Consider the following 24064-nt stretch of genomic DNA (forward strand, 5'->3'; position numbering starts at 1 on the left):
AAAGACGGTATGCAAGTCTTTGCTTGGGCATTTATTCCATTTTTGATGGTTTTTACTGGAATCATTGCCTTGAGGGTCTCGTGGAAGCTCATGGGTTTTGTCAGGATGGCTGAACTGATTTTCTCGACGTTTGGCTGGAGTAACATAAAGGACATCGATCTCCGCAAGATTTCCCGGAAAAATCGCATGGGCGACACATCCGCCAAATTCGGAAACCTCTATTTCAGGTACAAGGAATAGCTGATTTCGGTATCCTGCTATATGAGAAGCCAAGATTTAGGCCAATCCAGCGTGTTGCTGTCAGGCACGATCTCGGAGCTGAAACGTTCGCGCCGGACTCGTGATTTCGTTCTGACGCAGGTTCAGCATCGACAGATCGGTGCGACTGCCGTGGCTGCGTCGCTGATGGGAAGCGGAGCCATCGCCATTGGACTGATCAGTATGGCAGGTAACTCGGAAGAGGAGGCGGACTGGGTGCAGTTCAATCTGGACGGCAAACAGGTCGAGGGCTGGCTATGGATGATGCCGATGCTTAACGGTGACTCTGTTGAGGTCGCCGCAGAACAGATCGGCGAGAACCGGTACGTCGCCTATGCAGTCAGGCGAAAGGAAGACGGCTTGCTGGCGATTTATCCCCATGCAACTGCAGGGCGCAGCGCGCATTTCCGGAAATCGGTCAAGGCATGGCTATGCTGGACAATTGTGGGTTATTTAGCGGTAACTACGCTAATGGTAATTCAGGCCGGGGGGGAATTATTTCATGACGACGGTGCAAGATTCTTTTTCTTGATGGTCATCCCATTTTTGATGGTTTTTACTGGAATCATTGCCTTGAGGGTCTCGTGGAAGCTCATGGGTTTTGTCAGGATGGCTGAACTGATTTTCTCGATATTCGGATGGGAGAATGTAAAGAACATCGATCTCCGCAAGACTTCACGGGAAAATCGCCAGGGCGATAGATCTGCGAAATTTGGCAATCTTTACTTCAGGTATAAGGAATAGCGGGGTCCGAAATTCCGGATAACGTGACATCTGATTTGGGCAACGGCGGCAAGCGAGGTAGTCCTATGAGCAAGGCCCTGGTATGTGATGGCGACCCGACCACGACTGGCGGACATGTCATCGCGACGGCATCTAGCATGTACGACGGCGACAAACGTATCGCCCTTGATCACGAGATGGCCACGTGCGGCAAGTGCCCGGGCGAACATCCGATCCAGGGCACCGGGACAGACATGGAGGAAGATGGCCGGGCCTGTGTGCTCGACGGCGATCTCGTGCTGTGTCCGTGCAAGGACAACCACGTCAAGGCTGGCGCCGCCGCCGGGTGCGCGACTGACTGACGCCGAATACGCACCATGTCGACCTGGCCCGAAGATTCACATCCCCTCGAACGCCTGCTCGCTGAACCCTGGCGTACGGAGTTCTTCCAGGCAGTGCGCCTGCTCGAACGATGGTTCGTCGGGTACGGTCGCGCGCGGCAACAGGATACGGTGCCTTACCGCATTATGTTTCGCACGACGCTGTCAACGACATTTCCACCGAGTGAAATCGAACAGGTTGTGTCGTTTAGTGCCTCGGGTGAGAGGCTGGGCGACAAACAGCAGCGTGCCGCGGCGGACGTGTTCCGGGTCGACATCACTCCGGCATTCTTTGGGCTGCTTGGTAGTCAGGGGGCCTTGCCGCTGCGGTATACCGAACAGATCGCGGCTCAGGAGCAGGAACACCGTGACGGCTCGGGACGGGCTTTTCTCGACATCTTCTCGAACCGGGCGACGGCCCACTTTTATGCCGCATGGAAGAAGTACCGGCTGCCGTATCACTACGAACTCGACCGCAACGAGCGCTATCTGCCACTGCTGCAGTCACTGGCCGGTGTAGCCGACGCTGGCACACAGAAGGCGTTGCACCGTCAACCCGGCGCGCTTGTCGATGATGCGATCGCCGGCCATGGCGCTGCGGCACGCCATCGTGCCGTATCGGCGATCTATCTGCAGCGCACGCTGTCCGATTATTTCGACGTGAGGTTTCGTGTGGAGCAGTTCGTCGGCCACATGTACGACGTCCCGCGCGAACATCAGTCGCAACTCGGGCAGCACAACATGGTCCTCGGGGCGACTGCGCTGGCTGGCGAGCGGATATGGCTGCGCAATCTGCGCGTGCGTCTCGTCATTGGACCACTGTCGGCAACGCAGTACGACGGTTTCCTGCCCGGCTCGGAGCGCGCGCTGGCACTCGCCCGCATGCTGCACCTGCTGGCCGGCATGACGATCGAATACGAAGTCTGTCTCGTACTGAAACGCGAAGATGTGAAGCCTGCTGAACTGGGTAATGCAGGACGGCTCGGCTTCGATGCCTTCCTGTCAACACGACCAGCCGCAGTTGACCGTCGCGACATGTCCTACCGGCTGCGCAGGGTGCCCGCGCCAGCGGTGGCGTGATGGGCACAGGTAACCGCCCAGTCAAGCCAGACCGCGTTTCGGGAGGGTAACGCAGTTGCCCCCAATTTTGACATTTCCCTCATGCAAAGAGTCGCTGTCTATCGGACCGTCTATGGCGTGTTTGCCATACTCAACATCGCCATTTTCACTAGCCTATGGGTGCAATCTAGGTATGGCAGTCCGGACAATATGCGCCTGCTGGACTGGGGCGCCAACTACGTACCCCTGACACTTACCGGAGAGCCGTGGCGGCTATTCACCGATGCTTTTCTGCATGCCAACTGGATCCACCTCCTTGCCAATCTGTACATGTTCGTGTTGCTGGGCGGAACGCATGGTTGGTCCATGGCGGTTTGCCTCGATCTACGTGCTGTCCGCGCTCGGGGGCAGTCTGTTTAGCGCGATATGGAATAGCGTTCACAAGGTAGTCCATGCACTCATGGACAGCAGTGTTGTCTATGCGGTCATTTCCCGAGCGGAGCAAACGCTCGCATTTCAGATGAGCGTGTACGAGGCGCGTGCGCGACACACGCTCGGCAATCTTGTGCAGGCAAGTTCGCCATCAGGCGGCACGCAGGCAAACCAGTTGGCCACGCCGCCAAATGTCACCAGCGCGCCCGCTGCGTTGAAGAACACTACGCCAGTTTCGTCCGACGCACTGTGGTATGCGTTCCGATCGACGTCGACCGGGGTCCCCGTGAAGCAACCCTCTGCGACGCCCGTGCAGTCTGTCGCGCCGCAATCGGCATCGCCGAAGTCTCCGGTGCTCGGCACGAACACCGATGCGCTCCGGCACATCACAAAGTGATCGGAACGCCATGACGGATTTGTCGAGCGAATGTGAGCGACGGACAATCCCAGACGCCGGTACGAGCCTGCCCGTCTGGTTTAAGTCAGCGTTCGCGCACGTCACTCAGGACGAGTATCGGGAACTCGTGCAGGTCTGGAGTGAGGAGTCTGTGTTGCGGGGCATGGTCGCAACGCTGTCAGCGCTGCAACCGGAACATCTCGCGACGATTGCGTGCCCAAATTGCGAGAACCGGAATGTCACACTGATAAAAGCCGCCCAGGCGTTCTATCACTGCGACGCCTGCGATTCGAATTTTTCCCGATCGAAGAAAACGCCGTTTTATCGCCTTCGGCGTCAGAGCTATCCACGCATCTATGCAACGGCCGTTTTGTTGTGGGCCTCATGGACGCCGTTTGAAGCATGGCGAGTCTCGGGGGCCAGTGATGCGGGCCTGTTCAGGCGATACCGCAAGCGGCTGGCGATCCTGTTTTGCGAGGTGCTGGAGCAGTGTCGTGAGGCAGGGACGTTACCTGTTTCGCGACCCCGCTACCGGTTGGGCTTTTCGCCTGCTGACCAAGGCCTCCAGTGCCTGCGCTGCGGTTCACACGTGAAGTATTTCCACCGAAGCGATGGCGACAATCCCGGCGTTCAATGTGTCGCATGCGGGTACCAGACGTATCTGCTTGCGAAACATCGGCATCGATTACCTGTGCCGCAGGATGTAGCTTGCCCGCACTGTGACGGTCTCAATATTGCGAAGATTAACGAGGCAAGAACTCAACGTATCTTCTACAGATGTCGGGAGTGTAAGCGGATGTGGTACCCAGATGCGAGAAGGCGTAGAGCGTCTGCCGTCCCTGGGCGTGAAGCGTAGCGAAGCTGACGCGAAACAGTGAGGAATCCCTCTCCGGAAAGCCAAGCACAACCGGGGGGATTCCATTGTCGTTCCATGTTTTTCGTGACGAGCCCCGTGGAGCGGCCGTTCAAATCCTAAACATTCGACCTGTAGTGTCAAAAGTAGCAGGACTACTTCGCTGGCCGGGGCGTGCCTACGGCCAACGGCCTCTCAGAGAACGGCGGTTCAGTGCGAAAGCGAACGGGAAATATCGACCCATCACAGCCGTTTGATACGCACGTTTGAACGGCTCGATTCGAAGCAGCAGTGGATACACGATGCAGACTGCGCCGTCGCCAACTAGTGCGGATGACAATAGTCGACATCGGCGAAGTGCGCGTTTGAACGGTAATCGGCAGATGCAAGTGCTGACGTGTGTGTGGCTTGCCCAGTATGAGAAAAGTCATGCTCGCGTCGATGATGCTCGCCTAGGCAATGTCGGTGCCTAGGTTCCAGCCGCTTACGGACTCCACCAGGCCACGCCGAAGCACCACGCGTCCGACGTCTATCGGAATGGGTGGCCGATCGAAAAATAAAATAGCTTGAAGTGTAAATTCAAACCCGCTGAATTTGAATCTATAAGGGGCGAACAAATGACCTTATAGTTCAACTAGTTCAGGATAAGAAAACATGCGAGTCTGCATACATCGGGGAAGCAAACAGATTGGGGGCAGTTGCGTCGAACTGGAGGAATCCGGTCAGCGCATCCTGCTCGACCTTGGGTTGCCGCTGGACGCGCAATCCAATACAGCGCAGCTCCTGCCCGCGCTACGTGGACTCGACGGAAGCGATCCATCGCTGCTCGGAATTCTGATCTCTCATCCTCATCTCGATCACTACGGCTTGCTGGCCCACGTCTCGCGCAACGTGAAGATCGGCCTCGGGGCATCGGCCCGACGGGTGCTGCGCGCGGCATCCGATTTCGTCCCGGGAGACTGGCCATTGCCCGCAGCCGGTTGGGACTACCGCTCGGGCAGGACTTTCGACGTTGGGCCGTTCCGTGTGACGCCCTATCTCGTTGATCACTCCGCTTACGACGCATATGCGTTGCTTATCGAAGGTGGGGGAAAACGGCTTTTGTATAGCGGAGACTTCAGAGGTCACGGACGAAAGTCCGCCGTGTTCGAGAGGATGGTCGCCGATGCGCCGCGCGACATCGATGCGCTTCTTGTCGAAGGGTCATCGTTGAGCAGACTGAGCGCTGACGAAACATTCCCGACCGAGAGCGAGATGGAAGCACACTTTGTCGAGGCCTTCCGCCAGACGCCGGGGTTGGCCTTGGTGCATACCTCTGCGCAGAACGTCGATCGGATCGTCTCCATTTTTCGCGCGGCGAAAAGAATGGGCCGGACTTTGGTCATCGACCTCTACGCTGCCGCCGTTCTGGACGCGACCGGAAACACCAACCTGCCTCAATCGCACTGGGACAACGTGGCCTTGTTTGTGCCGCATGCACAGCGACTGCACATCAAGAAAAATTCTCTCTTCGATCTCCTTTCGAAACACTCGACGAACCGCGTGTTCGAACGCGATCTGAGCGGAGCTGCTGATCGCTACGCCCTCCTTTTCAGGCCACTTCATCGCACCGACCTCGAGCGCGCACAGTGCCTCGCTGGGGCGCATTACATCTATTCGCAGTGGGAAGGCTACTGGGACCTGGGCATGTACGATGACCTGCGCGCGTGGATGGCATCTCACCGCATTCCCAGAACGTGCATTCACACGTCCGGGCACGCCTCGCCTCGCGATCTGAAGGCCTTCGTGCGAGCCATCGCTCCAAAACGGGTCGTGCCGATTCATAGCGTTCGACCTGAGCTGTATCCGGAGCTATTCGCCAATGTGGAAGCGCATGCCGACGGCGAATGGTGGTGTGTCTGAGACAAAAAATGACGGATTTTTTGACGACCTATTAATTGAGAGGATGGGGAAACACGATGGAGAGCATGAATCAAGACGAAGAGCCGAGCTGGATTCGTCACCTGAACAACATGACTGTATTCGCACGTCAACGACGTCAGCATCAGGAGCGACTCGCTGAAATCGCCAAAAACCACTACTACATCCGTATCGGAGGTAATGGTTTCCGGCTAGTTTCGATCCATCTCGACAACCCCTGCGGAAGCGTCTACATCGACAACCGGCCGATCGGCAGCACGTCCAATCTCGACGCCGTGTTCGACCAGGCGATCGTCGCGAGCCACCGTGTCGGTCCTCCGGGTAACGGGAAGCGCGAGCATCGCGTGCAGGCTCATCTGATCCATCGCGTGCTCACGCAGCCGGGCGAACTCCCAGCACTGCTGGATTGCACGGATCTTTTCGACGAACTGCTATTCCTCTCTGACGAGTTCCGTTTGGATGACATCCGCGCCGATATCATCGCCTTGGGAAGGAAAGGATCAAGATACTTTCCGGTGTTCATCGAACTCAAGGCGACCCGAACGTTGAAACGGGTGATCGACCAACTTGAAGGCATCACGAACCGGATGGCGACGCGACCCTATGCCGCATCCGATTTTTTCGCTGCGGCATCGGGTATCGTCGCTGGCCAGATCGAAATGACTCCACTACGCCTGATCATCTGGCCGACCCGTGGAAACGGGAAAGAAAGCGCCGCCGTGTCGAACGCTCGCAGCAAAGGTTTCGCCACCGTGGGTTTCGAGGAGCCGTTGCCAGGCGAGTTCGTATTTAGGCTTGAGTGTTGACATGCTCGCGAATGGCCGTTTGCAAACGATCTAAGGACACTCCGCGAATTGATGTCCGCTTCCGGCCGCCCGTCACGGCACAACAGCCGCGGTAGGCGGCCAGCAAAGCGGCGAGAAACTTCTGCTGCCCCCGTCTTGAGCGCGTGTAGCTGGTACTCGTCATCGCGCGTGGCGTCGTCTTCGACATAGACGTCTTCCGTGCGGCTCTCTTCAGCACAGCCACGCTCGGGCTCGATGCCGAGAACGATCAGGCACGCGCCGGAACCTTCATCGTATTGGTGCACGTACCACTCAATGGGGTCGAGCTGACGTAGCGTGACCGAGGAGTCGCGCGCGGACTTCCGCGTCCCGGCTGCGGTCGCTCTCCAGCCCGAGCAAGCAATTTTCGCCATAGGTCCTCCGGCTATATTCGCTGGGATATTGCCCCTGGAACCGCACACCTGCGCGCGGAGAAGGCGCCCCTTGCCCACCGACAAAAAGACGCTGTATGCGCGCCAACCGGGCGACGATGGAACTTTGATGCATCACGCTCGTTGCGACGGACAAACATGTAGGTCACGAGCGCCAGGTACGGCCAGCCCTGCCATGTCGAGAGTTGAGTAAGAGACAGGGCGTAGTCGAGCTCTTCCCCGCCACTCGTCCCCGGTAGGTTCGAGAACTGGCGCGCACACGGTACGCTTTGGCGGCGTCCCCACCGCTCTCGCGGTGGACCTCAGTCCGACCACCGGCGTGCCCCCTGCTAAAATTTCGATTACTTATACGTCAACTAAAACCGAGTATTTATGCGAGAAATAGAGCGACGGGCAACTATAAAGGTTTGCTCGAGATCGCCGTATACGGGGGCACAGGTTGTGTTTGGTGAGATTTGGGTTCTGTCGAAGCTTTCACTAGTGTTACCACACTCGCCGTGGTGGGTGATCCTGATTTTTCCGCTCTTGCTGAGTAGCTATTACGGGATCTGGTTTGGCTACTCCGCAAGATTTAATCGCCTGGTCCGCGACGTCCTACGGATCAGGTAGGCAACGTGTCAGACGAAACGGAAAATCGTGCAATGGACGAATACGGATACACGGAACACAAGGCCATTGAGGTTGGCGCGTTCAACGTTGCTGATGCGACGGCCACCGGCCCTCGCGCACACGACGACTTTGATCTGGATCGGCTGTCGAGACGAAGGCGAATGGGTGTCGCCGGAGCGCGCGATGGGGCTTGCCAGGGTGATTGAATCGGTAGTCGAAGCCCACAACGCCCGGCACGGCAAGTAACGCACCGCGAACAGGAAGACAGGCAGAGCGCCATGAAACTGTTTCTTGATGACGAGCGCCCGACGCCAGTGGGCTGGCATCGGGTTTATTGGCCGATCGAAGCGATTCAACTACTCGAAGCTGGCGGCGTCACGGAACTCAGTTTGGACCATGACCTAGGTGATGACGCGCGCGGGACGGGATACGACGTCATCGTCTGGATCGAAGAAGCGGTCGCGCTTCGAGGATTCGTGCTCCCAGCGATCAGGATTCATTCGGCGAATCCGTCTGCCGCGGAGAAGATGAAAGCCGGCGTCCAATCGATTGAAAGGCTCGTACGCGAGCGCTCTGCCCATCGTGACATCCAGCGTTGAGTAACGCGAATCGAGCAGGCAATCTATCAACATGGACGAAGCTATCACAAGCAGCGAAGCCGACAGCCGCGCATTTGCGTTGGCATATAGCTATCTCGAAATTCTCGCAGCCAGTGACCTGGCTGCCGTATTCGGTGGCGCGCAGGGCCTTTCGGGGCTATTCCTTCCTACTGTTCCAGCGAACTTCGGGGGCGCTAAGCACCGTCTATTCGTTGTGGGGATGGAAACGAAGGCCTGGCGAGACAAAGAATGTAAGTTTAAGCAGGGAAGAGTGCCCACAATTGACGCCGTTTTCGAGTCGATGCGGTCGCACGCCCGGTGGCTGGAGCGTCCGCCCGAACGCCATAAATTTCTGCAGTTCCTATGGCAGGTGAAGCGGGCGATGTGCGTCCAACTCCCCGATGCTGACGTCGCTGTCGGTTGGGCGAATCTGTTCTGCGTGAGTCATGCCGGGAGTTCGCCGACGCGGGCCGAGTCGTTCGATTGCATTCAAGCTTTGCCGCAGGATTTGCTTCGTGCCCACATCGCCGTGACGGATCCGGATGTGATCTTCTTCACCACTGGCGCCGCCGCGTATGATCGATACCTGCGTGACTGTTTCCCTGATCGGGCTGATAGCGTGGCAATTGAGCCGCGCTGCCTGTGGCAGTTCCGAGTCATCCGCGCTATGTTGCACACAATAGATGGCGAGACACCGCCTTGAAGTTTGCCGTTGATTATCTGCATTCGCGTCCAGTTGCGTCCCCCGAGACAATGTAGTTGGATTAGGAGGTCGGAAAACACCCCAGAGATTGGATCGATGTCCAACCTCTGGGGCGCAGTTCACTCCAACCACTGGCAGTGGGCCTTTCTGATTTATTGGACCAGGATTACGGCACTATGCGGAAAATCACACCGTTGCCCCAATAGCCATTGCTGAACGATTGCTTCGTATTGTCGCCACCATTGAAGGTCGTGCCGATTAGCGCGCCGGTTGTGGAATCAACCACCAGTTGACCCGGCAGCTGACCATCGGACCCCGCAAACGAATGGATGATGCTGAAGGCACCCGAGTTCGTTATCTTGAAGACGCAACCCAAGCCGTTAGCGCCACCCGTGGATGTCGTGCCATACAGGGCCCCGTCCTGACCGAGAACCAGTGCGTTCGTGGGCGATGCGCCATCTGCCTGTGTACTCGTTGTGGGCGCAAACACGTGGAGCACAGTGAAGTTGCCCAGAGGGTCAATGCGGAAGATCGAGCCCAGCGTATCCCCACCTGTGTACGTGGTTCCATACAGCGCGCCATCAGAGCCCACGACGAGTGCAGACTTGGGGCCTGCGCCGTCAAGGTTCATGAATGACGACGTGCTGCTGCTGTTGTCGGTCTGTGGGCCGAAGTTGTGCAACACCGTTTCCGTCCCATTCGGAGACAGCCTGAAGACCGTGCCAGTACCATTGGCACCGCCATTGGTGGTCACGCCATAGAAGTTGCCATCCGAGGCCAGAACAAGACCACCGGCCGGATTCTTCCCGTCACCGGAACTCCCAGCGAACACGTGAAGCACAACCAGGGCTCCCGTGCCCGGATCAAAGCTAAACGCGGTACCAGAGGTAAACGGGTCCCCTGCGGTAACTCCGTAGAACAGGCCGTTGGCGCCGCGAATGAGCGAACCCGATGGGGCGATGCCTTCCACTCCAGTAGTGTAGAACGAGTGAGCAACGGTATCCGACGTTGCCCCGTTCTGCATTTCGAAAATCGTTCCCTGCGAAAAGTCAGTTGTGACCACGCCATTGATGAGAAGCGAATTCAGTTTAGGCACCCCGCCATAGGTCGAGAGCCCAAACAGGTTGCCGGAAGCATCTAGAGTGAGCGCACCTGAAGCGATTTCGGCATCGGGGCCGAGGTAGAAGCAGGAGCTATCCGCATACCCAGGGGCACATCGACCGGTTGTGATGTCAGGCGTCGTCGAAGGCTGGAACGTGTAGAGCGTGGAGAACGCTCCATTAGCGTAGTGAAACACCGAGCCCGGGGATATGTTGCCCGCCGATACACCATAAAAGCTACCATCGGATGCCTGGGTCAAGTATTTCGTGCCCAGCGCCTCACCCAAGGCAAAGGAGTAGAGCACGGAGAACACGGATCCCGACGCAGTGTTGCCGGTTGAGCCACCTGTGCCAGTCGTATCCCCGGTGTTGGTGTTGACGCCCAGCAGCGCATTGAGTTCGGCGGAGGCCTTGCCCGTGTTGTCGATAAGATTCGCCTCCCTCAGCTCATCGAGGTCGGCATCCGGACCCGTGTTATTGGCCACAAACGACGTGGTGAGGAATGAACCCGAATTCGAAGCGGCCACCCAGTTCCTCACCGCGTTCAGCACTGCGGCTTGAGCCTGCGTGACCTGCGATGACGAAGGGGCAATTGAACCGCTCGCGATCTGACTGACAAGCGCCGAAGCCGAGGAAAGCCCCGTCTGCGTGGCCAGATACGTCATCATCATCTCAGTCAAGGAGTGACGTTGGACGTACCGGCACTGAGTGCCAACGAGTGCAGCGTGATTGTCGGGCTAGAGGCGGTGGCAGCCTGGGTTACGGTCAGGGCACATGGCCCCTGGAAGTCGAAAGACGCCGAATAGCTACCGGTACTGGAACTTGAGGTCGTCGCCGAACCGCTCTTGCAAGCGATCACGATGTTGGCATTGACCATCGGAGACCCCGTTGCCACGGTTCCACTGATCGTCGGGCTAGATGCCCGAGTGGAACTACCCCCGCTACTCCCGCTACCCCCACCGCACGCAGCGAGCGCCAAGGATACGCTTGCGAGCGCAACTACCCCGATGCGGAAATCGTTATTCTTCTTCACTGGTTGTCCTTCAGGAATTATTTTGATAGGCGCGTAGAAGTATAACGAAACTTACGCATTGTTACATGTGCTTACATACTCTTGCATCCCGTGTGAATCCGTATAACTGCCGTCAGCAACGCAGAAACTGCGACTAGCCATGCAGAACGGTTGTGAGCGAGGCGCGCTGCTGGCGGCCGCAATTTGGCGCGCAGCCGACACCCGGATGTCCGCACCATAGCGCACGTCAATGGCCGTAGATGGCCCGGACTCGGCCGTTGTCGCTCTCCGGTTCGAATCGGTTTTACGTCGGTAGATCGGCTCGACACCGGCTTCTTCTATATGGCGCCAGGCTCGAGAAGAGTATGACGTTCGGCCGTCGATCGAACTGCTCGTTCGTTTCAGCGGGCATTGATGCTGCCGAGGTGCTCGGCGGCCCGCCATGTTTGTCTACGCTAAGCGTTCATTCGAATTTATGCGAAATGCATCAAATGCGGGCGACGCGAGCTAGCGTTACGCCTCTAGATAGTGCGGGTGCCCCTAAAGTTAATTAAGTGCTCGCCGTAAACGATCTAGGTGAGCTTGTTATCTTTGCGTGATGAGCGAATCGGAATCCACCGCTCACCTGAGCGTATAAAAAAATGAATCAACGAGGGGTTTCCATTGAGAATGCAGGTTAAGGCACGGCCGCTTTGGCTTGCCACGATCGTCGCTTTTGCCGTCTCCGGGTGCGCGAATCCGGGCGGGTTTCAGCAGGCTGGTGGTAACGCAAACGATTCAAAAGGCCAGGGCGATCTCAACATCTTTGAGAGCACATTTGATAATCCGGACCCGTGCGCGAACAGCAACCGGAACATCGGCGTTGCTGTCGGCGTAGGCGTCGGCGCAATACTGGGCGCGGTAATCGCGAAGAAGAACAAGGTTGCGGCTGCCGCTATCGCGGGAGCTGTCGGCGGCCTGGCGGGCGGCCTGATCGGTCATGCCGTGGACAGCCGACGTTGTGCCTTGTCGAGGATCGCGGCCAGACACGATCTTACCTACAGGGCTGCGCCGCTCGAAGTCAAAGCGTCGGATACGGGCAAGGCAGAACAGGTTGGCAGTTCCTTCACGATTGTGGACACCGCCAGACACACCCAGTTCGAAACAGGCTCGGCTGAACTGACGCCTGAAGCAAAGATCTACTTCGGCGAGATAGCCGAGCAATACCGCACGTCAACGCGCATTGCCGAAGCGTCCAGCGCTGAGGAGAAGGCTGCGGCTGCTCAGACGAAAATCCTGCTGATCGGACATACCGATGATACGGGGAGTTCGGAACTCAACGCGGATCTCTCGGAGCGACGTGCACGTGCGGTGGCGCGGCTCTTCGCCGACCATGGCGTCTCGTCCGAAAACGTTTTTTATCAAGGAGCCGGTGAAACGCTCCCCATTGCTGACAACCATACGGAAGAGGGCCGCGCGAAGAACCGGCGGGTCGAGATCGTCGATCTAACAGGGGCGAAACCGGACATCCTCCAGAGCTACGCGAGCAGTCGGGTGCCACAGTATCAGTACTACCGCGCGTCGGCTTCGCAATCTGACGAACAGGTCGCACGAGCACAACCTAAAAAGCCGGTTGCGAAGACAGCCAAAAACACTCCGGCATTGAGGCAGTCGAAGAGCGGCGCCGAAACGAAAGCGCAGGCTGTCGCATCCGATTCGGGCGAGCAACCTGCCCCGATTGGCAAGCCGGCATTGACTACCGTCGCGGAAGAGACCATTGCGTCGACGGACGGCATTGATTTCGGCTGGCGTCCAACGACACCGGGGATGGTCGGTCTGAAGTTTGCGGCGATTCCAGCGCAGTCCTCGACGTTCGCGCCTCTGTCCACTGCGGTCGCCGACGAGGCTCCCGTTTCAAAAAGCTGCACGAACGACCGGCCGCGCATCTCTCACGCGATGAAGTCCGTTGCAGATGACCGCGCCGTGCCGGTGCGTGACCATCTGCAGAATCTATACGGCAGCAGTTGGGGCGCGACGGTCAACGGACAATATCTGGCGCTTCAGGACGTGTCCGTGCTTCGAAATGGCTCAACCGCAGGCAGCAAGCCGACGTTGCTGGTCTGGAAGGACTATGAGAAGCGCGGTGGCCTGTCTGGGCCTGCCGAGGTACGACTGTCTCCCGACGTGAACGCATACGCGGTCAAGGACGGCGTCCTGTACCGGGTATTCGTCAACAGCGCTGGCGTGTTCGATTGCGCGGACATCATTTTCTCGAACGGGAAGGTGACCGCAGGCGAGCTCGTGCGTCACAAGAGCAGTCAATTCTTCACAGTCGACTACGTGCCCATCATCGCACGCTCATAAAATCGGGGAAAAACAATCATGATGGACATTATCCAAGCCAATATGAGTACCATCATCTGGTGTCTCGTGGCTGCGCTGCTGGCGGTTGGCGCGTTTTCGTTCAGGTCGACACTCGAGTTCTGGCTGAACCACTGGAAGTACACCTTCCCGATATTGGGGAAGACCGCACGTCTCGCGCGCCATGGGATCCATGGGCAGGGTGGCTGGACCGATTCAGAACGTACGCTTTGTGGTGACTACAACAAGTTCATCTCCTATCTTTCCAGGGCGGAATTCAACAAGCGTAACGACTACCTTGCGAAGGCCGACGACAGCGGGCGCTCGCCTACGCCGCTTTGGTTGATGGTCCTGTTGACGGTATTGGTTATCGCGGAGGGCCTCGGCTTTTCGTATCTTCTTGGTAGCTGGATGGCGCGCGATGGCAGCGCCAATACGCACACGTTGCTCATGATTGCGATTGTGCTGGTGCTGTGCGTCATTATGGTTTTTCTGACCCACTTCGCCGGTCATCAGTTGTATCGATCAAATCTGGTCGCACGCTGCCGCAGGCAATGGAAGCAGGACAAAAGCCAGGAGCGCTTTTCCAGCCGCAAGGTCAAGCTTGACGCTGATCAGTCTGTGGACGATGCGGAGCCGGATTACACGCAGATAGTGAACCGGGTAGGGACCAGTCACAGCTACTTCATGGTTGCCCTGACCGTATCCGTAATTCTGGTCATCGCTGTTACCTCTACATGGATGCGCTGGAGCAACCTCAACGCGGAGCAGACGCGTGAAGCCATGGGCGTGAGCCAGTCAGCAGACGCTGGCAATCCCTTTGCAACGACCAATGCAGTCCCAGCCGAACTCGTCGCAAGCCAGAAGGCTGCAGATGACCGGGCCCGTGCGGAGGAATCTTCCTCGACCCGCAGCGAAGGTGCTGCCGCCTTCATCACGCTCGCAGTGATTTTCGTTGTGACCCAGATCGTCGGTATTTTCGGTGGCTTCGCCTGGGGCTTCGGCGGACGCGAGAGTCTTGCCGCATGGCGAACCACCAAGGGCTTCACGACGTTTGAGGACTACAACAACTATTTTGCGCCATTGCGTGCAATCGCCCAGTCCCAGCTGGAAAACCTCCAGAAGCGACTGGCGGAGAACGCCGATATTTCGGGCAAAACGTTTTCGAAGACGTTCCGGGACTACGTAATCGAGCAACGCGCCTTCTCGGATCTGGAGTCAGGCGCAGGTCATGTGCAAGCCGTCGTGACGCCGGAGAGCGCCATGACGGCACCAATTCTTATCGAAGGAGGCAAGAGGCCGGAGGTTTCGTCGATTCCCGTGCTGCAACCGGTTGCTCCGTCGACGGTTCCTCCGGTTTCGGCTGGCCAGAGTATCGGCGCGATCATTGCCGAGATCGAGGGTGAGTCCGATGTTTCGCGTAAGAAGGAACTGATTTATCGCCTCGACGAAACGGTGCGCCAACAGGTCATAGGTGAGATAAAACAACGCAAGGAGCGGGCTGAGGCTGCCAAGCACGCACTGGACTCACAGCTTGACGACCTCTTTAAGGCATAACCGTTTCATGATCCCACGAATCAGATATCTTGCCGCAGTGATAGCACTGGGCACGTGCGCCGGCACCGCGCTGGCGGGAATCAGTAATGATGTTCCGAGTTGCTATGCGGCGAATCACATCAAGCCTGCGACGGGCGCGATCGGACAGGAGATGTTCATCGCTGTCGACCAGACGACCGTGTTCGATGAACGCTTGCAAGCACAGATCGCAGCGACCGCGTCATCGGCTATCAAACCGGGAAGTGCGTACACGCTTCTCGACTTCTCGGCATTCTCCCAGGGCCGTTATACTGAAGTTGTGACGCGTGGTGTCGTGGACCCTCCGATTCCAGAGAAACATCGCGACGATATCAGCGAGCGTGCGCTGCGCACTTTCGATGCGTGCATGACGGGGCAAACGGCTTTCGCACGCAAGTCGTTGCTCGCAGCCATCACGCACGTTGAATCAACGGCAACCAACGAGCTCGCCAGGTCCGACATCCTCGCTGCATTGAAGGATATTGGAGACAAGGTGCGCGCCTCACCGGCACAGGACCGTGTGGTTTTCCTCGCGTCCGATATGCTGGAAAACAGCTCGATCTCGAGCTTCTATGCGCACAACGCGGTTCGCCACATTGACCCGCAGACAGAGATTCAGAAGGCTAGAGCCGCGGGCATGGTTGGCGATTTCGGTGGCGCGCGCATCTACGTAATCGGCGCAGGTCTGCTGTCGGGCGATGTGAAGGTGAAGAATGCCTACCGTGATCCGCAGACGATGAGCGCTCTGAAGGAATTTTGGACATTGTATTTCGAGCGCTCCAACGGGAAGCTGCAGGAGTTTGGTGCGCCCGCGCTGCTGAACCCGGTCGATTACTGAATTGACCAATCTACCGTTGATGGAGGCTTTCGGGTCACGGCGGATTTTCCGTTCGAAATCGGCTCGGCCCGGGTTTCGCCCAAACCGTTAGGTCGTGAAGACAATGGTTTGCGTCCCGCTAAACAGACGAAGCAGGAGCGCTCCGAGAAGGCAGCGACGATTGTCATCACGTGGCTATGCGCGCTGGTTCGGCTTTGGGAGAGCCTGAACCCAGGCAACTTTCGCGGAATATTCGTCGGGCTACGACCGCAGCACCATCGGTCGCTGGATCAGCGGCGAGTCGACCTTTCCGTTGCTCGTAACGGCATCTCGATCTGCTACTGGCCATTCGTAACCGCCCGCCCCGAGGGCCTTTTTCCCCTGAAAGGGAAGGAAGAGGAGGAGAAAGAAGGAGGAAGCTCCTTCCCTTCTTCTTTACAGGTGCATGAAAGGCCGCGCGGCTATCACTATCGGAGCCGCTAGTTTGATTTCGGCAGTGGATCTGTAGTGTAAAGATTTGGTGGGCGAGCAACCTCGAGTTCGATCAAGTCGCCGCCTCGCGGGGATCCCTAACGCGGCCTCCCGGAGAGAGTGAATGGGTCATATCGACCCGATGCTGTCATTCGGATTGGAGCAGTCACGGCGACCGCTATCGAACTTGGAACGGCCAGTCTCCGATGCTCATCAACAACGCCGACGCCGCATATTCGCTGTGTCTGAGTGACGACGTCTCCTGTACCGGACCCCGGACGAGATCTATCTGACTGGCTTCGATGGCAAGTCCGGCATTGTCGACAGGTTCGGCGGGAAAGGGGCAGCGCCGTTCAGCTGCGTGTGATATCAATACAGCTTAAAACGCGGTCCACTCTGTCTTGGCATCGGGGTCCACTTTGCGGTTCGCTTTCAGGCACCGACGACGCTGATCCAGAACGAGTTCGTGCCACGGCTTTTTCGGCAGGTGTTTCTCAAATATGTCAAGAGTGCACAATACGTCGTGGTCCGGATTCGCGTAACGCGACATCTCCCGCAACACCTGCAAGTCGGGTTCTGGCTCTTCGAGCGTCAAGATAGTTTCTAAATTCCACGCCATGAAAAAAGTGAGCGCATGGATCAGATCATCGAGCTTTCTGACTTTGATTTCCTTGAGCTCCTGCAAATTCATGACGTTGCCTTCGGGGAGGTAGATTTCATGCGATCCGGAGAAATCGACCACGTTGATTGAGCGAGGTAGTTCAATCACGATACCGCTTCCAACAGCCAAGCTCAATTCCTTTAGCGACGTAAATCCAGAGACATTGCAGTGGCGGCGCGACGCCCCAGCATCAACAGCACGCGCCTTTACGTCCAAGCTGCGTATTCCTTCGACGCACTCGAAACGGCTCAGGTCTTCCGGAGCAATGCCGTAGAGCGAGACATCGAGCACGTTTGGGCCGAACGACATGTCCACGTTTATTTCATGCGGCTCGGCTATTACTTCCAGCCGCCGGAGCGCATAGATCTCTCCGAGACACGTCAGATCAATGTGCTTCTTGTAATCGATCGACGCCGACGAATCGATCAAAAGCATCTTTAGGTTCGACAAAGAGGTGAAGTGCTTGAGGGCCGCGGCGATATCAAGCACTGCGTCGACACGATCGTGAGATCCTTGATCTGGCTTCGGTTTGACAGTGCCTCGAGTGCGCCAGCGCCGATGTCGCGATAAATCTCAAGCGACTTGAGCCTCTTGAGTTTGCCGAAATATCGCACGAGCATCGGTGAAAATCGTTCCCGCATTTCCTTAATTTGGATCGTGCCAAAGTTGTCGTAAAGCATTACCGCTCCGATCAGTCCGGATGTCTTCGGATGCTCCCTGGCAAGCGCGTAAGCCATGAGACAGTTGTAGGTGTCTTCCGTCCACGGTCCGTGAAATCTGACCGTCCAGTTCCCAGGACTTCGCTTGCGGATGATGCGCAGAAGATACTCATCTGGATCGAAGACAGACCAAGCTTCGAGAAGCGCATTCTCCACCAGCGAACCGGGCATGTCGGCGTAGCTCTCGATCACGGGCAACATCGCTTGACCGCCTACGAGAGAGGCGCAGCAAATACATGCAACGACGACCGCTTCGCCTGCGCTCTGATGGTCTAGTAGCAGTTTGGGATCCAGGGAGGCTGCGGGCGCAAGCTTGCGCGAAACGTCTAAATCTCGCGGCGGAAACACGCTTCTGGCAATAACCTTGATCTCTGCCAGAAGCTTCTCGTCCAGATCGGTGCCGGTGGTCTCGAGACAGCACACGGCCGTCGTCTTCGCGTCAAGCGAAGGCGCTCGCAATCCGAATGCCCCGCCTTTGAGAAGACCTTTAATCAGTTTGTTGCGCATGGTGCCCTTTGCATGTCCGGCGGCGAACACCACGACCTCTCGCCAGTTCTCATTCTGCGCCTTCTCGCAGAGGAATCCGATGTCACCTAGTTCCACCGCTCGCCGTGCGCCCATGTATTCCAGAAAGGTCCGATGAATGAAGTCGATCATGCCGAACTCCGGCTGCCTTAGCACGCCGCATCTTTCGAGCAGTTCGAGCAGGATTTCGGGCGCCTCCGAAGCTCTCTTATCGATTCGGCTCGTTGATTCCTTAATTCGCTCGAGCGCATCGTCGTATTCGACCTCGCTCTGGTCGTTGCGAAGCATCCAGTACGCAAGATGATCCAGGAGGATCTGTTTGCGGTTCGGCTGAAGTTGTTCTGAATGAATCGCCTTGATGCCACGTGCTTCCTCGCGCGCGAACAGCAACATATTCAAGGCATGGCTGTAGAGCGCCATCCGGTTATCAGGCAGTCGCTGGCGCAGGTTCCAGTTAAGCGCGCAGGTCATAGCGCATAGCAGCGGATTCGAAGCGAGCGAGCGAATCGCCGCACGGTCACGCAACGTCTGACACAGCGCACGTTCGTAGTCGTCGAGCTGCTCGTTGATCTCAGCATCATGAAGCTGGCCGCTCCTGATCGCGGCATGCCATTGTCGCACGAACAAATCGCTATCTTCGAGCGACATGGATTCGAGCGTCACCTGATCGAAGCGCGCCTTCTCCAGAAACTCAGAGATCGGCGCCCCGTGCTGCGGCCTGGCATCCAGAGCGACGGGTCGCGAAGAGACGATGAAGATTGATTGTGGAAACGTCTCGATCAACTCATCGATCCATGTGATCAAGCTCGGGCGCTGCCTGACCGGAATCTCATCGATGCTGTCCAACAAGACGACAGCGCCATCTCTCAATTGCCCGTGCACCCAGCCGTCTGGCGCGCGCCTGGCGATCATCTGCGCGTTGCGTTCGAGGAAATCATCGGGAGAGGGAAGCCCGCGATCAACGTAATCGCGAAGTTGCACGTAAAAAGGCATTCTCGCGCTCCACTCTTGCAGTGACACCGGAAGCTCCCTTCTCGCGACGCGGACGGCTATCCAGCGCAACAAAGTCGTCTTTCCTGAACCCGCCTCGCCTCGAAGGCAGATGCGTCGGCGCCGGGCAAGGGTCACATCGACGGCGCCCGAGTTACCGCCCACGGTGGACGTTAGCGTGATATATGCTACGGAGAGCGAATATTCGCGGATCGCCGGTCCGACGAATTCGACGCCGAACAATTCCATCTTGTCCAGCTTGCGATTCAGCAGGCGCCGGTACTCGGTCTCGAACTCGGCGATCTCGGACGACTTCTTTTCACTGGCCTGAACGCGCGTAGCATCAAGCATCTTCAGCACGTTGGCTAGCGACTCCTGAAGGTCAGGCAGATCCTTCTTCTGGCGCAATAGTTCAATGGTCGCCGCGTGCTGGAAGTCGGGCATCTTGGGTGCCAACGATACGACATAGGCGCATGCTTCGGTGAGGAGCCGATACGCGAGTGCCTGCGCGTCACCGCCCAGCGTGGAAAATTCTTCCTTGGCGCGCGCGTGCTCTGGTCTCGAGCACAGAGGAGTTGACATCAGCTGTCACGACCTCCGTTGCTAAATCAAGCGAGTCGAACAACCGGGACACCGCGACATACGCGGCTTCCCTATCGTGTTCCTGCAGCGACGGGAATTCCGTTTCGACGAGCGGCTCCAAACGCGTACCGATCTCGTCAGTGAGATTCTCGAAGAGCGCCTTCGCGCCGCGCTGCGCCCGGTAGTCCTTCACCTTCTCCTTCAACATGTCTAGGGCGCCTTCGATGCCTGCCGGCGCGATGCTGTGGCCGTCAAGCCAGATTTTGAATGTAGCCTTCGTGACTGCCGCGCCAACGTTGATAGCAAGCAATTCAAGCGAGGACATGGGCGCCTCCGGAAATGGCGACGAGACAACTTTGAACTATAGTGGGCACCCGTGCGTTGTCCAGCCCAAGTGCCTGACGCCTGTGTTCTTCGTCGCTATGTATGCGACGATACGCGACCAGCTATCCAGTCAACTAAACGACAGAAGTTGGTAATCAAACATCCTGACGACTGTACGGGTAGTAATCCACGCCGGCGTCACCCCGCCCGGGAGCCATGCGAGTTGCTTCGTCTTGAACGGCCACAATCGAGCTAGTCAGCGCGCTGGATATCCGCAAGGCGAGATGGACCCCGTCCCGTTCATGGCGCAATGCACCGCGGCACTTATCGATCGGCCGGAGGTCCCGATCGGCATCGCATGTGCTGCCAACCGCTCGGTCGTAGCTCTGAATACGGTGTGATGGAGGTACCGAAGGAACGCCGTGAGCATCCTGAAGCCCGCGTGACCTATGCGATGTTTCTCAACGGGGAGTGGCAACCAATCGGGTAATTCTCCAAGTGATCGCAGTTTCAAGGATCCGCTCAGGCGAATGCCAGCGAATCTCTGCCTGCATGACTCTGACGCACACAATGCAGGGGCGGAGCGTCGACCGGTTCCGATGGCACCAGGCATCAAGGAGTCGTTCCAGTGTCAATCTTTGGTGCTGAATGAATGTCGGAAAGTGGCCGAACCCAGGTCGACACGTCCGGCTCAGTTCGACGCCTGCCGACACGCGCGGAGGCACCGTCACTTTCCTGTGGCCGATGGCAGGCATCGAATAACCCTTAACTACACCGGCAGCGCTTTCGGCGCCAGATCTTTCAACCGAATCCGCGCCTGCCGTCGATCTCGCAGTGACACAATTGTTGTCGCAACTGTGACGGATTTATTGCGAACTACGGGTGTGCCGCTAGCGGTGCGGATGGCGCCGCTTTCGCGAGCCAGGTTACGCCGTAGAGCTGGTTGATAGCTCCAAGTCGAAAGCGCGTACAACTGCTGCGGGCTGCGGTTTCCGCCCGCACTACGAAGAATGGCGACGACCATCATCGGGACAGCCACCAATAAGATAAACCGTGGCACCAGCGGACACCGGCACGACCAGTATGACGTGCCGGTGGCGAATGTACATCGTGTGGTGCCAGTCAGCCCTCGCGAAGTCGTTGAACTGCTTGCTCTCTTTCCTCGCCGCACCAATGTCGCGATGCCGGCACACGTACCGTCGTCGCCATCCTTGCCGGCTCTCCAGGAAGCGCGCACAGCAGGGTCCGCGACCAGCACACAGCGCGCTATTCTGGTCTCCCCTTGGGAATTGGTGCAGTCACTGAGTATTCGCCGCAACGGACAGGTCTGATTTCTCATCTCCCGCTACTTCTATTCGGGCTTGTCGGCCGGACCATAAGCGACAGACGGTCCTCTTCCGGTATTGGCGATATGGTCAATGAGCGCGAAGAACGGGTCCACCGCATACCCGGCAATGAACGCGAGTGCGAGAGGCGAAGCCGAAATGGAGCTGTCCATGAACTTGTCGAATAGCCCGATCACCGTGCCCACGATCGCAGCGACGATCACGCGCGCGTGATTGGAACAGCGCGCATGCGACGCGTGATAGGTGTAGCTTCGGGTTCGGGCGCACAAGTCCCGAAGAATGAATGCGAACGTGCCAAGGACCGCGTATAACACCGGCAGTAAATACGCGATGATTGCGCTCCAGAAAAAATCGCTGGTGTGTTCAGCATTCTGCGCCATTGCCCGAATGTCCTGATACACCGCGAGTTTTTCCATGCCATCGTCGATGGCGTGCTCGGGTCCTTTGGGCTTGGGGTCGTCCGTGTCGGCATCGCTCCACCAATTCTTTGGGAGCAGCATCGGCAGGGTGACTTCGAGATTTTCTCTACGGGTCGAAGCGTTCGCCATCCACGGCGACTCGTAGGGGTTCTCGCTGCCATGAAGGGAGAGCCGTTCGAGCCAGATTGTTTCCGCGTAGAGCTGGCGGTTGTTGCGCGCGAACTCCTGAAGCTGTTCCTTGATCACGAGAACAGAGGGTGTCAGCGCCAGCTCGGCGTCGATCCCGGGTATCTCCCCGGAAACACGCGACATGCCTTGTTTGGCCGAGACTGGCGTTAGCGGAGTTTTTTGAAGGGATTCGAAGGCATCGCCTCGACTTTTCGTGGTAATGGAAATGCGCTGCCGCTCCAGGGCCTCGTGGAGCGGAATGGCGATTTTGTCGTTCTTATCGATCAACGCCTTGCCGCTCTCGGAAAGCTTCGAGTCGACGAACATGACCATGGATGCGGGCACGATGATCAGCGTCAGTAAGAGTGCCAGCGAGAAATAACGCCGTGCCGCTTTCCTCGCCGCCTTCATGACTTTCGGATCGAGCGCCTCCGCGGTGACGGGCTTGATTGCGTTAGCCAGATCGCTTTGCGCGCAATACAGCTTCGCTTGAAGTGAAGCGGCCCATTCGCCGCGCATTTGCGCTTCGCGAGCCATCGCAATAGTTTCTGAAATCTCGAGTTGGATCGGCTTTCCGGCGCGAGCGGCATAGGCCAGCATCCTTTCGGAGTCTTCAAGGAGCTTGACGACGGATGGCCCCATAAAGTTAGGACTGGACATGATCAACCTCGAAGTGATCGCTGTTGGCAAGGTGCGAGACCTTGGATCGCATCCCTTAAGCATCCATCGTGCCAATCAGCCAAAGCGTCGATCCAGCGGACATGCCTGGCGCATCATTCAAATCGGTGTGCCAGGTGTTGCCTCGCGACCAACGCTTTTTCGGATCATGCGTTCGGCCGATTGCGTCGGTGCGGAGCGCACCGCGACGCGCAACGAGCCCAGTTCCGCCTGATACTGACGCCAGTGCTCGCTCGTGCACCAGACTTCTCGCAGCATCCGCAAAAGCGACGCCGCATGTGTGTCGCGGGCGAGGCGCGATCGCATGGCGAGCGTCCGGCAATCGTCGTCAGTCTCGATGAGCGCCGCGTAGCGAGCGTCGGTCAGGCTGGAGGCGAGGCCCTGCGAGGACAGCGCGTCTCGCGCGAAGGCCGCGTCGCCGATCGCAACGGCATTGCCGAACTCGGCCCACTGCATCGACGCAGGCCGGGAGCCGGTGCAGTGCCATGTCCGCGTGGCGAGATCGGCGACAGCCCAGCGCGCAGCGCCATTGAGCAAACGCTCGCATACTTCGGCCCCGCTGCCGGCCAACATGTGGCCGCGGCCGACGATTCCGATCGTCGTGAAGTGCGCACCAGCCGCTCGATACAGGTAGCCGTGCGGCAGCGCGGCCACCATGAGCGGGGCGATGGCGCGCCGCGCGTCGCAGTCGATTGCGAACGTCCGCGCGACCCAGGGGCGGCGGCAGCGGTAAACATGCGTCGCGGCGACCGCGCGGCGCCCTGATGCGTCGACGATGCGGCTCTCGCGCCGCCGGTGCGTCGAATCTTGCTCTGCCGGCCAGGCCGGCGCACGGCGCGGCAGGAATTCGATGCGCCGGTTGCGTATGGCGAGGGCGAGCAATGCGCGCTCAAGCGCTGGCCGCTCGAGATGAGCCGCCGGGGCCGTATCGATGATCTCGGGCTCCGGCGAGCGCCACGCGATGGCTCTCGTGCGAACGAATTCACGCACCCCGAGATCATGTGGATGAACCCCGAGTTCAACGAGCTCCGCAATTGACTTCATGGGCACGGCCTCGATCCAGCGCGCGTCGGCTTGCGAGGCCGCCTTGAGCGGCGGCGTCACGAAGACGCGCTCGTGCCGCGCGCGCCACAGCGCGCAGGCGAGCGCTGCCGGACCCACGCCAATGATGGTGAGGCCGGCTTCGTT

18 protein-coding genes and 1 pseudogene are annotated in these 24064 nt (G+C 58.1%); 13 read left to right on the forward strand and 6 right to left on the reverse strand.

All coding sequences use genetic code 11. From position 1 onward, the window contains the following. The 10 genes and pseudogenes from AB4Y35_RS34980 to AB4Y35_RS35025 form a co-directional block, all read left to right on the forward strand. A pseudogene (locus tag AB4Y35_RS34980) lies at positions 1–240 on the forward strand (hypothetical protein); the annotation flags it as partial. Positions 241–261: 21 nt separating this feature from the next. Continuing rightward, a complete protein-coding gene (locus AB4Y35_RS34985) occupies positions 262–1002 on the forward strand; it encodes a putative type VI secretion system effector (RefSeq protein WP_368707989.1) in 741 nt (246 codons plus the stop codon). A gap of 65 nt (positions 1003–1067) precedes the next feature. Then, on the forward strand, positions 1068–1343 hold the full coding sequence (locus tag AB4Y35_RS34990; protein ID WP_368707990.1) for a PAAR domain-containing protein: 276 nt from the start codon (positions 1068–1070) through the stop codon (positions 1341–1343). Between the two features lie 15 nt (positions 1344–1358). Next, a complete protein-coding gene (gene tssG, locus AB4Y35_RS34995; protein WP_368707991.1) occupies positions 1359–2441 on the forward strand; it encodes a type VI secretion system baseplate subunit TssG in 1083 nt (360 codons plus the stop codon). A 189-nt stretch (positions 2442–2630) separates the two neighbouring features. Then, complete coding sequence (locus AB4Y35_RS35000; RefSeq protein WP_368708201.1) at positions 2631–2840, forward strand: rhomboid family intramembrane serine protease; 210 nt, start codon at positions 2631–2633, stop codon at positions 2838–2840. Further along, on the forward strand, positions 2776–3249 hold the full coding sequence (locus AB4Y35_RS35005) for a hypothetical protein (RefSeq protein ID WP_368708219.1): 474 nt from the start codon (positions 2776–2778) through the stop codon (positions 3247–3249). Before AB4Y35_RS35000 ends, AB4Y35_RS35005 begins: the two co-directional genes overlap by 65 nt. 1507 nt (positions 3250–4756) lie before the next feature. Further along, complete coding sequence (locus tag AB4Y35_RS35010) at positions 4757–6004, forward strand: MBL fold metallo-hydrolase (RefSeq protein WP_368707992.1); 1248 nt, start codon at positions 4757–4759, stop codon at positions 6002–6004. Positions 6005–6069: 65 nt separating this feature from the next. Next, entirely contained in the window at positions 6070–6828 is a 759-nt protein-coding gene (locus AB4Y35_RS35015) for a hypothetical protein (RefSeq protein WP_368707993.1), read from the forward strand. Between the two features lie 1297 nt (positions 6829–8125). After that, entirely contained in the window at positions 8126–8446 is a 321-nt protein-coding gene (locus AB4Y35_RS35020; RefSeq protein WP_368707994.1) for a cyclic-phosphate processing receiver domain-containing protein, read from the forward strand. A 31-nt stretch (positions 8447–8477) separates the two neighbouring features. Continuing rightward, positions 8478–9149, forward strand: a complete 672-nt coding sequence (locus AB4Y35_RS35025) for a hypothetical protein (protein WP_368707995.1) — start codon at positions 8478–8480, stop codon at positions 9147–9149. Between the two features lie 166 nt (positions 9150–9315). Here AB4Y35_RS35025 and AB4Y35_RS35030 read toward each other — a convergent pair whose 3' ends face one another. After that, positions 9316–10920: a choice-of-anchor tandem repeat GloVer-containing protein gene (locus AB4Y35_RS35030; RefSeq protein WP_368708202.1), complete on the reverse strand. Its 1605-nt coding sequence runs from the start codon at positions 10918–10920 to the stop codon at positions 9316–9318. A 1010-nt stretch (positions 10921–11930) separates the two neighbouring features. Between AB4Y35_RS35030 and AB4Y35_RS35035 the strand changes: the two genes are divergently transcribed. The 3 genes from AB4Y35_RS35035 to AB4Y35_RS35045 are packed head-to-tail and all read left to right on the forward strand — an operon-like array spanning position 11931 to position 16014. Beyond that, positions 11931–13604 (forward strand): OmpA family protein, encoded by a 1674-nt coding sequence (locus tag AB4Y35_RS35035; protein WP_368708203.1) that lies wholly within the window; start codon positions 11931–11933, stop codon positions 13602–13604. 18 nt (positions 13605–13622) lie between these two features. Further along, positions 13623–15158: a hypothetical protein gene (locus tag AB4Y35_RS35040; protein ID WP_368707996.1), complete on the forward strand. Its 1536-nt coding sequence runs from the start codon at positions 13623–13625 to the stop codon at positions 15156–15158. Between the two features lie 7 nt (positions 15159–15165). Then, a complete protein-coding gene (locus AB4Y35_RS35045; protein WP_368707997.1) occupies positions 15166–16014 on the forward strand; it encodes a hypothetical protein in 849 nt (282 codons plus the stop codon). Positions 16015–16843: 829 nt separating this feature from the next. On the opposite strand, the gene AB4Y35_RS35050 is transcribed toward AB4Y35_RS35045, so the two are convergent. The 5 genes from AB4Y35_RS35050 to AB4Y35_RS35070 all read right to left on the reverse strand — a co-directional run bounded on the left by AB4Y35_RS35050 (position 16844) and on the right by AB4Y35_RS35070 (position 23980). Further along, positions 16844–17560, reverse strand: a complete 717-nt coding sequence (locus AB4Y35_RS35050; RefSeq protein ID WP_368707998.1) for a hypothetical protein — start codon at positions 17558–17560, stop codon at positions 16844–16846. A 2-nt stretch (positions 17561–17562) separates the two neighbouring features. After that, complete coding sequence (locus AB4Y35_RS35055; RefSeq protein WP_368707999.1) at positions 17563–19941, reverse strand: NACHT domain-containing NTPase; 2379 nt, start codon at positions 19939–19941, stop codon at positions 17563–17565. Continuing rightward, a complete protein-coding gene (locus tag AB4Y35_RS35060) occupies positions 19871–20266 on the reverse strand; it encodes a hypothetical protein (RefSeq protein ID WP_368708000.1) in 396 nt (131 codons plus the stop codon). The genes AB4Y35_RS35055 and AB4Y35_RS35060 overlap by 71 nt, the downstream gene beginning before the upstream one ends. A 1350-nt stretch (positions 20267–21616) precedes the next feature. Further along, positions 21617–22858, reverse strand: coding sequence for a hypothetical protein (locus AB4Y35_RS35065; RefSeq protein ID WP_368708001.1), 1242 nt, complete (start codon positions 22856–22858; stop codon positions 21617–21619). A 117-nt stretch (positions 22859–22975) separates the two neighbouring features. After that, the gene (locus tag AB4Y35_RS35070) at positions 22976–23980 is read right to left on the reverse strand and encodes a hypothetical protein (protein WP_368708002.1); all 1005 of its coding nucleotides are present in this window, start codon (positions 23978–23980) and stop codon (positions 22976–22978) included. Between the last annotated feature and the right edge of the window lie 84 nt (positions 23981–24064).

Origin of the sequence: Paraburkholderia sp. EG286A, assembly GCF_040965375.1 — a bacterium.
Taxonomy (GTDB): Bacteria; Pseudomonadota; Gammaproteobacteria; order Burkholderiales; family Burkholderiaceae; genus Paraburkholderia.

What these genes read in the sequence shown, in the direction of transcription:
- AB4Y35_RS34985 (WP_368707989.1), top strand. Translation starts at nt 262, where the DNA reads ATGAGAAGCCAAGATTTAGGCCAATCCAGCGTGTTGCTGTCAGGCACG.
- AB4Y35_RS34990 (WP_368707990.1), top strand. Translation starts at nt 1,068, where the DNA reads ATGAGCAAGGCCCTGGTATGTGATGGCGACCCGACCACGACTGGCGGA.
- tssG (WP_368707991.1), top strand. Translation starts at nt 1,359, where the DNA reads ATGTCGACCTGGCCCGAAGATTCACATCCCCTCGAACGCCTGCTCGCT.
- AB4Y35_RS35000 (WP_368708201.1), top strand. Translation starts at nt 2,631, where the DNA reads ATGCGCCTGCTGGACTGGGGCGCCAACTACGTACCCCTGACACTTACC.
- AB4Y35_RS35005 (WP_368708219.1), top strand. Translation starts at nt 2,776, where the DNA reads ATGGTTGGTCCATGGCGGTTTGCCTCGATCTACGTGCTGTCCGCGCTC.
- AB4Y35_RS35010 (WP_368707992.1), top strand. Translation starts at nt 4,757, where the DNA reads ATGCGAGTCTGCATACATCGGGGAAGCAAACAGATTGGGGGCAGTTGC.
- AB4Y35_RS35015 (WP_368707993.1), top strand. Translation starts at nt 6,070, where the DNA reads ATGAATCAAGACGAAGAGCCGAGCTGGATTCGTCACCTGAACAACATG.
- AB4Y35_RS35020 (WP_368707994.1), top strand. Translation starts at nt 8,126, where the DNA reads ATGAAACTGTTTCTTGATGACGAGCGCCCGACGCCAGTGGGCTGGCAT.
- AB4Y35_RS35025 (WP_368707995.1), top strand. Translation starts at nt 8,478, where the DNA reads ATGGACGAAGCTATCACAAGCAGCGAAGCCGACAGCCGCGCATTTGCG.
- AB4Y35_RS35030 (WP_368708202.1), bottom strand. Translation starts at nt 10,920, where the DNA reads ATGATGATGACGTATCTGGCCACGCAGACGGGGCTTTCCTCGGCTTCG.
- AB4Y35_RS35035 (WP_368708203.1), top strand. Translation starts at nt 11,931, where the DNA reads ATGCAGGTTAAGGCACGGCCGCTTTGGCTTGCCACGATCGTCGCTTTT.
- AB4Y35_RS35040 (WP_368707996.1), top strand. Translation starts at nt 13,623, where the DNA reads ATGATGGACATTATCCAAGCCAATATGAGTACCATCATCTGGTGTCTC.
- AB4Y35_RS35045 (WP_368707997.1), top strand. Translation starts at nt 15,166, where the DNA reads ATGATCCCACGAATCAGATATCTTGCCGCAGTGATAGCACTGGGCACG.
- AB4Y35_RS35050 (WP_368707998.1), bottom strand. Translation starts at nt 17,560, where the DNA reads ATGCTTTTGATCGATTCGTCGGCGTCGATCGATTACAAGAAGCACATT.
- AB4Y35_RS35055 (WP_368707999.1), bottom strand. Translation starts at nt 19,941, where the DNA reads ATGTCAACTCCTCTGTGCTCGAGACCAGAGCACGCGCGCGCCAAGGAA.
- AB4Y35_RS35060 (WP_368708000.1), bottom strand. Translation starts at nt 20,266, where the DNA reads ATGTCCTCGCTTGAATTGCTTGCTATCAACGTTGGCGCGGCAGTCACG.
- AB4Y35_RS35065 (WP_368708001.1), bottom strand. Translation starts at nt 22,858, where the DNA reads ATGTCCAGTCCTAACTTTATGGGGCCATCCGTCGTCAAGCTCCTTGAA.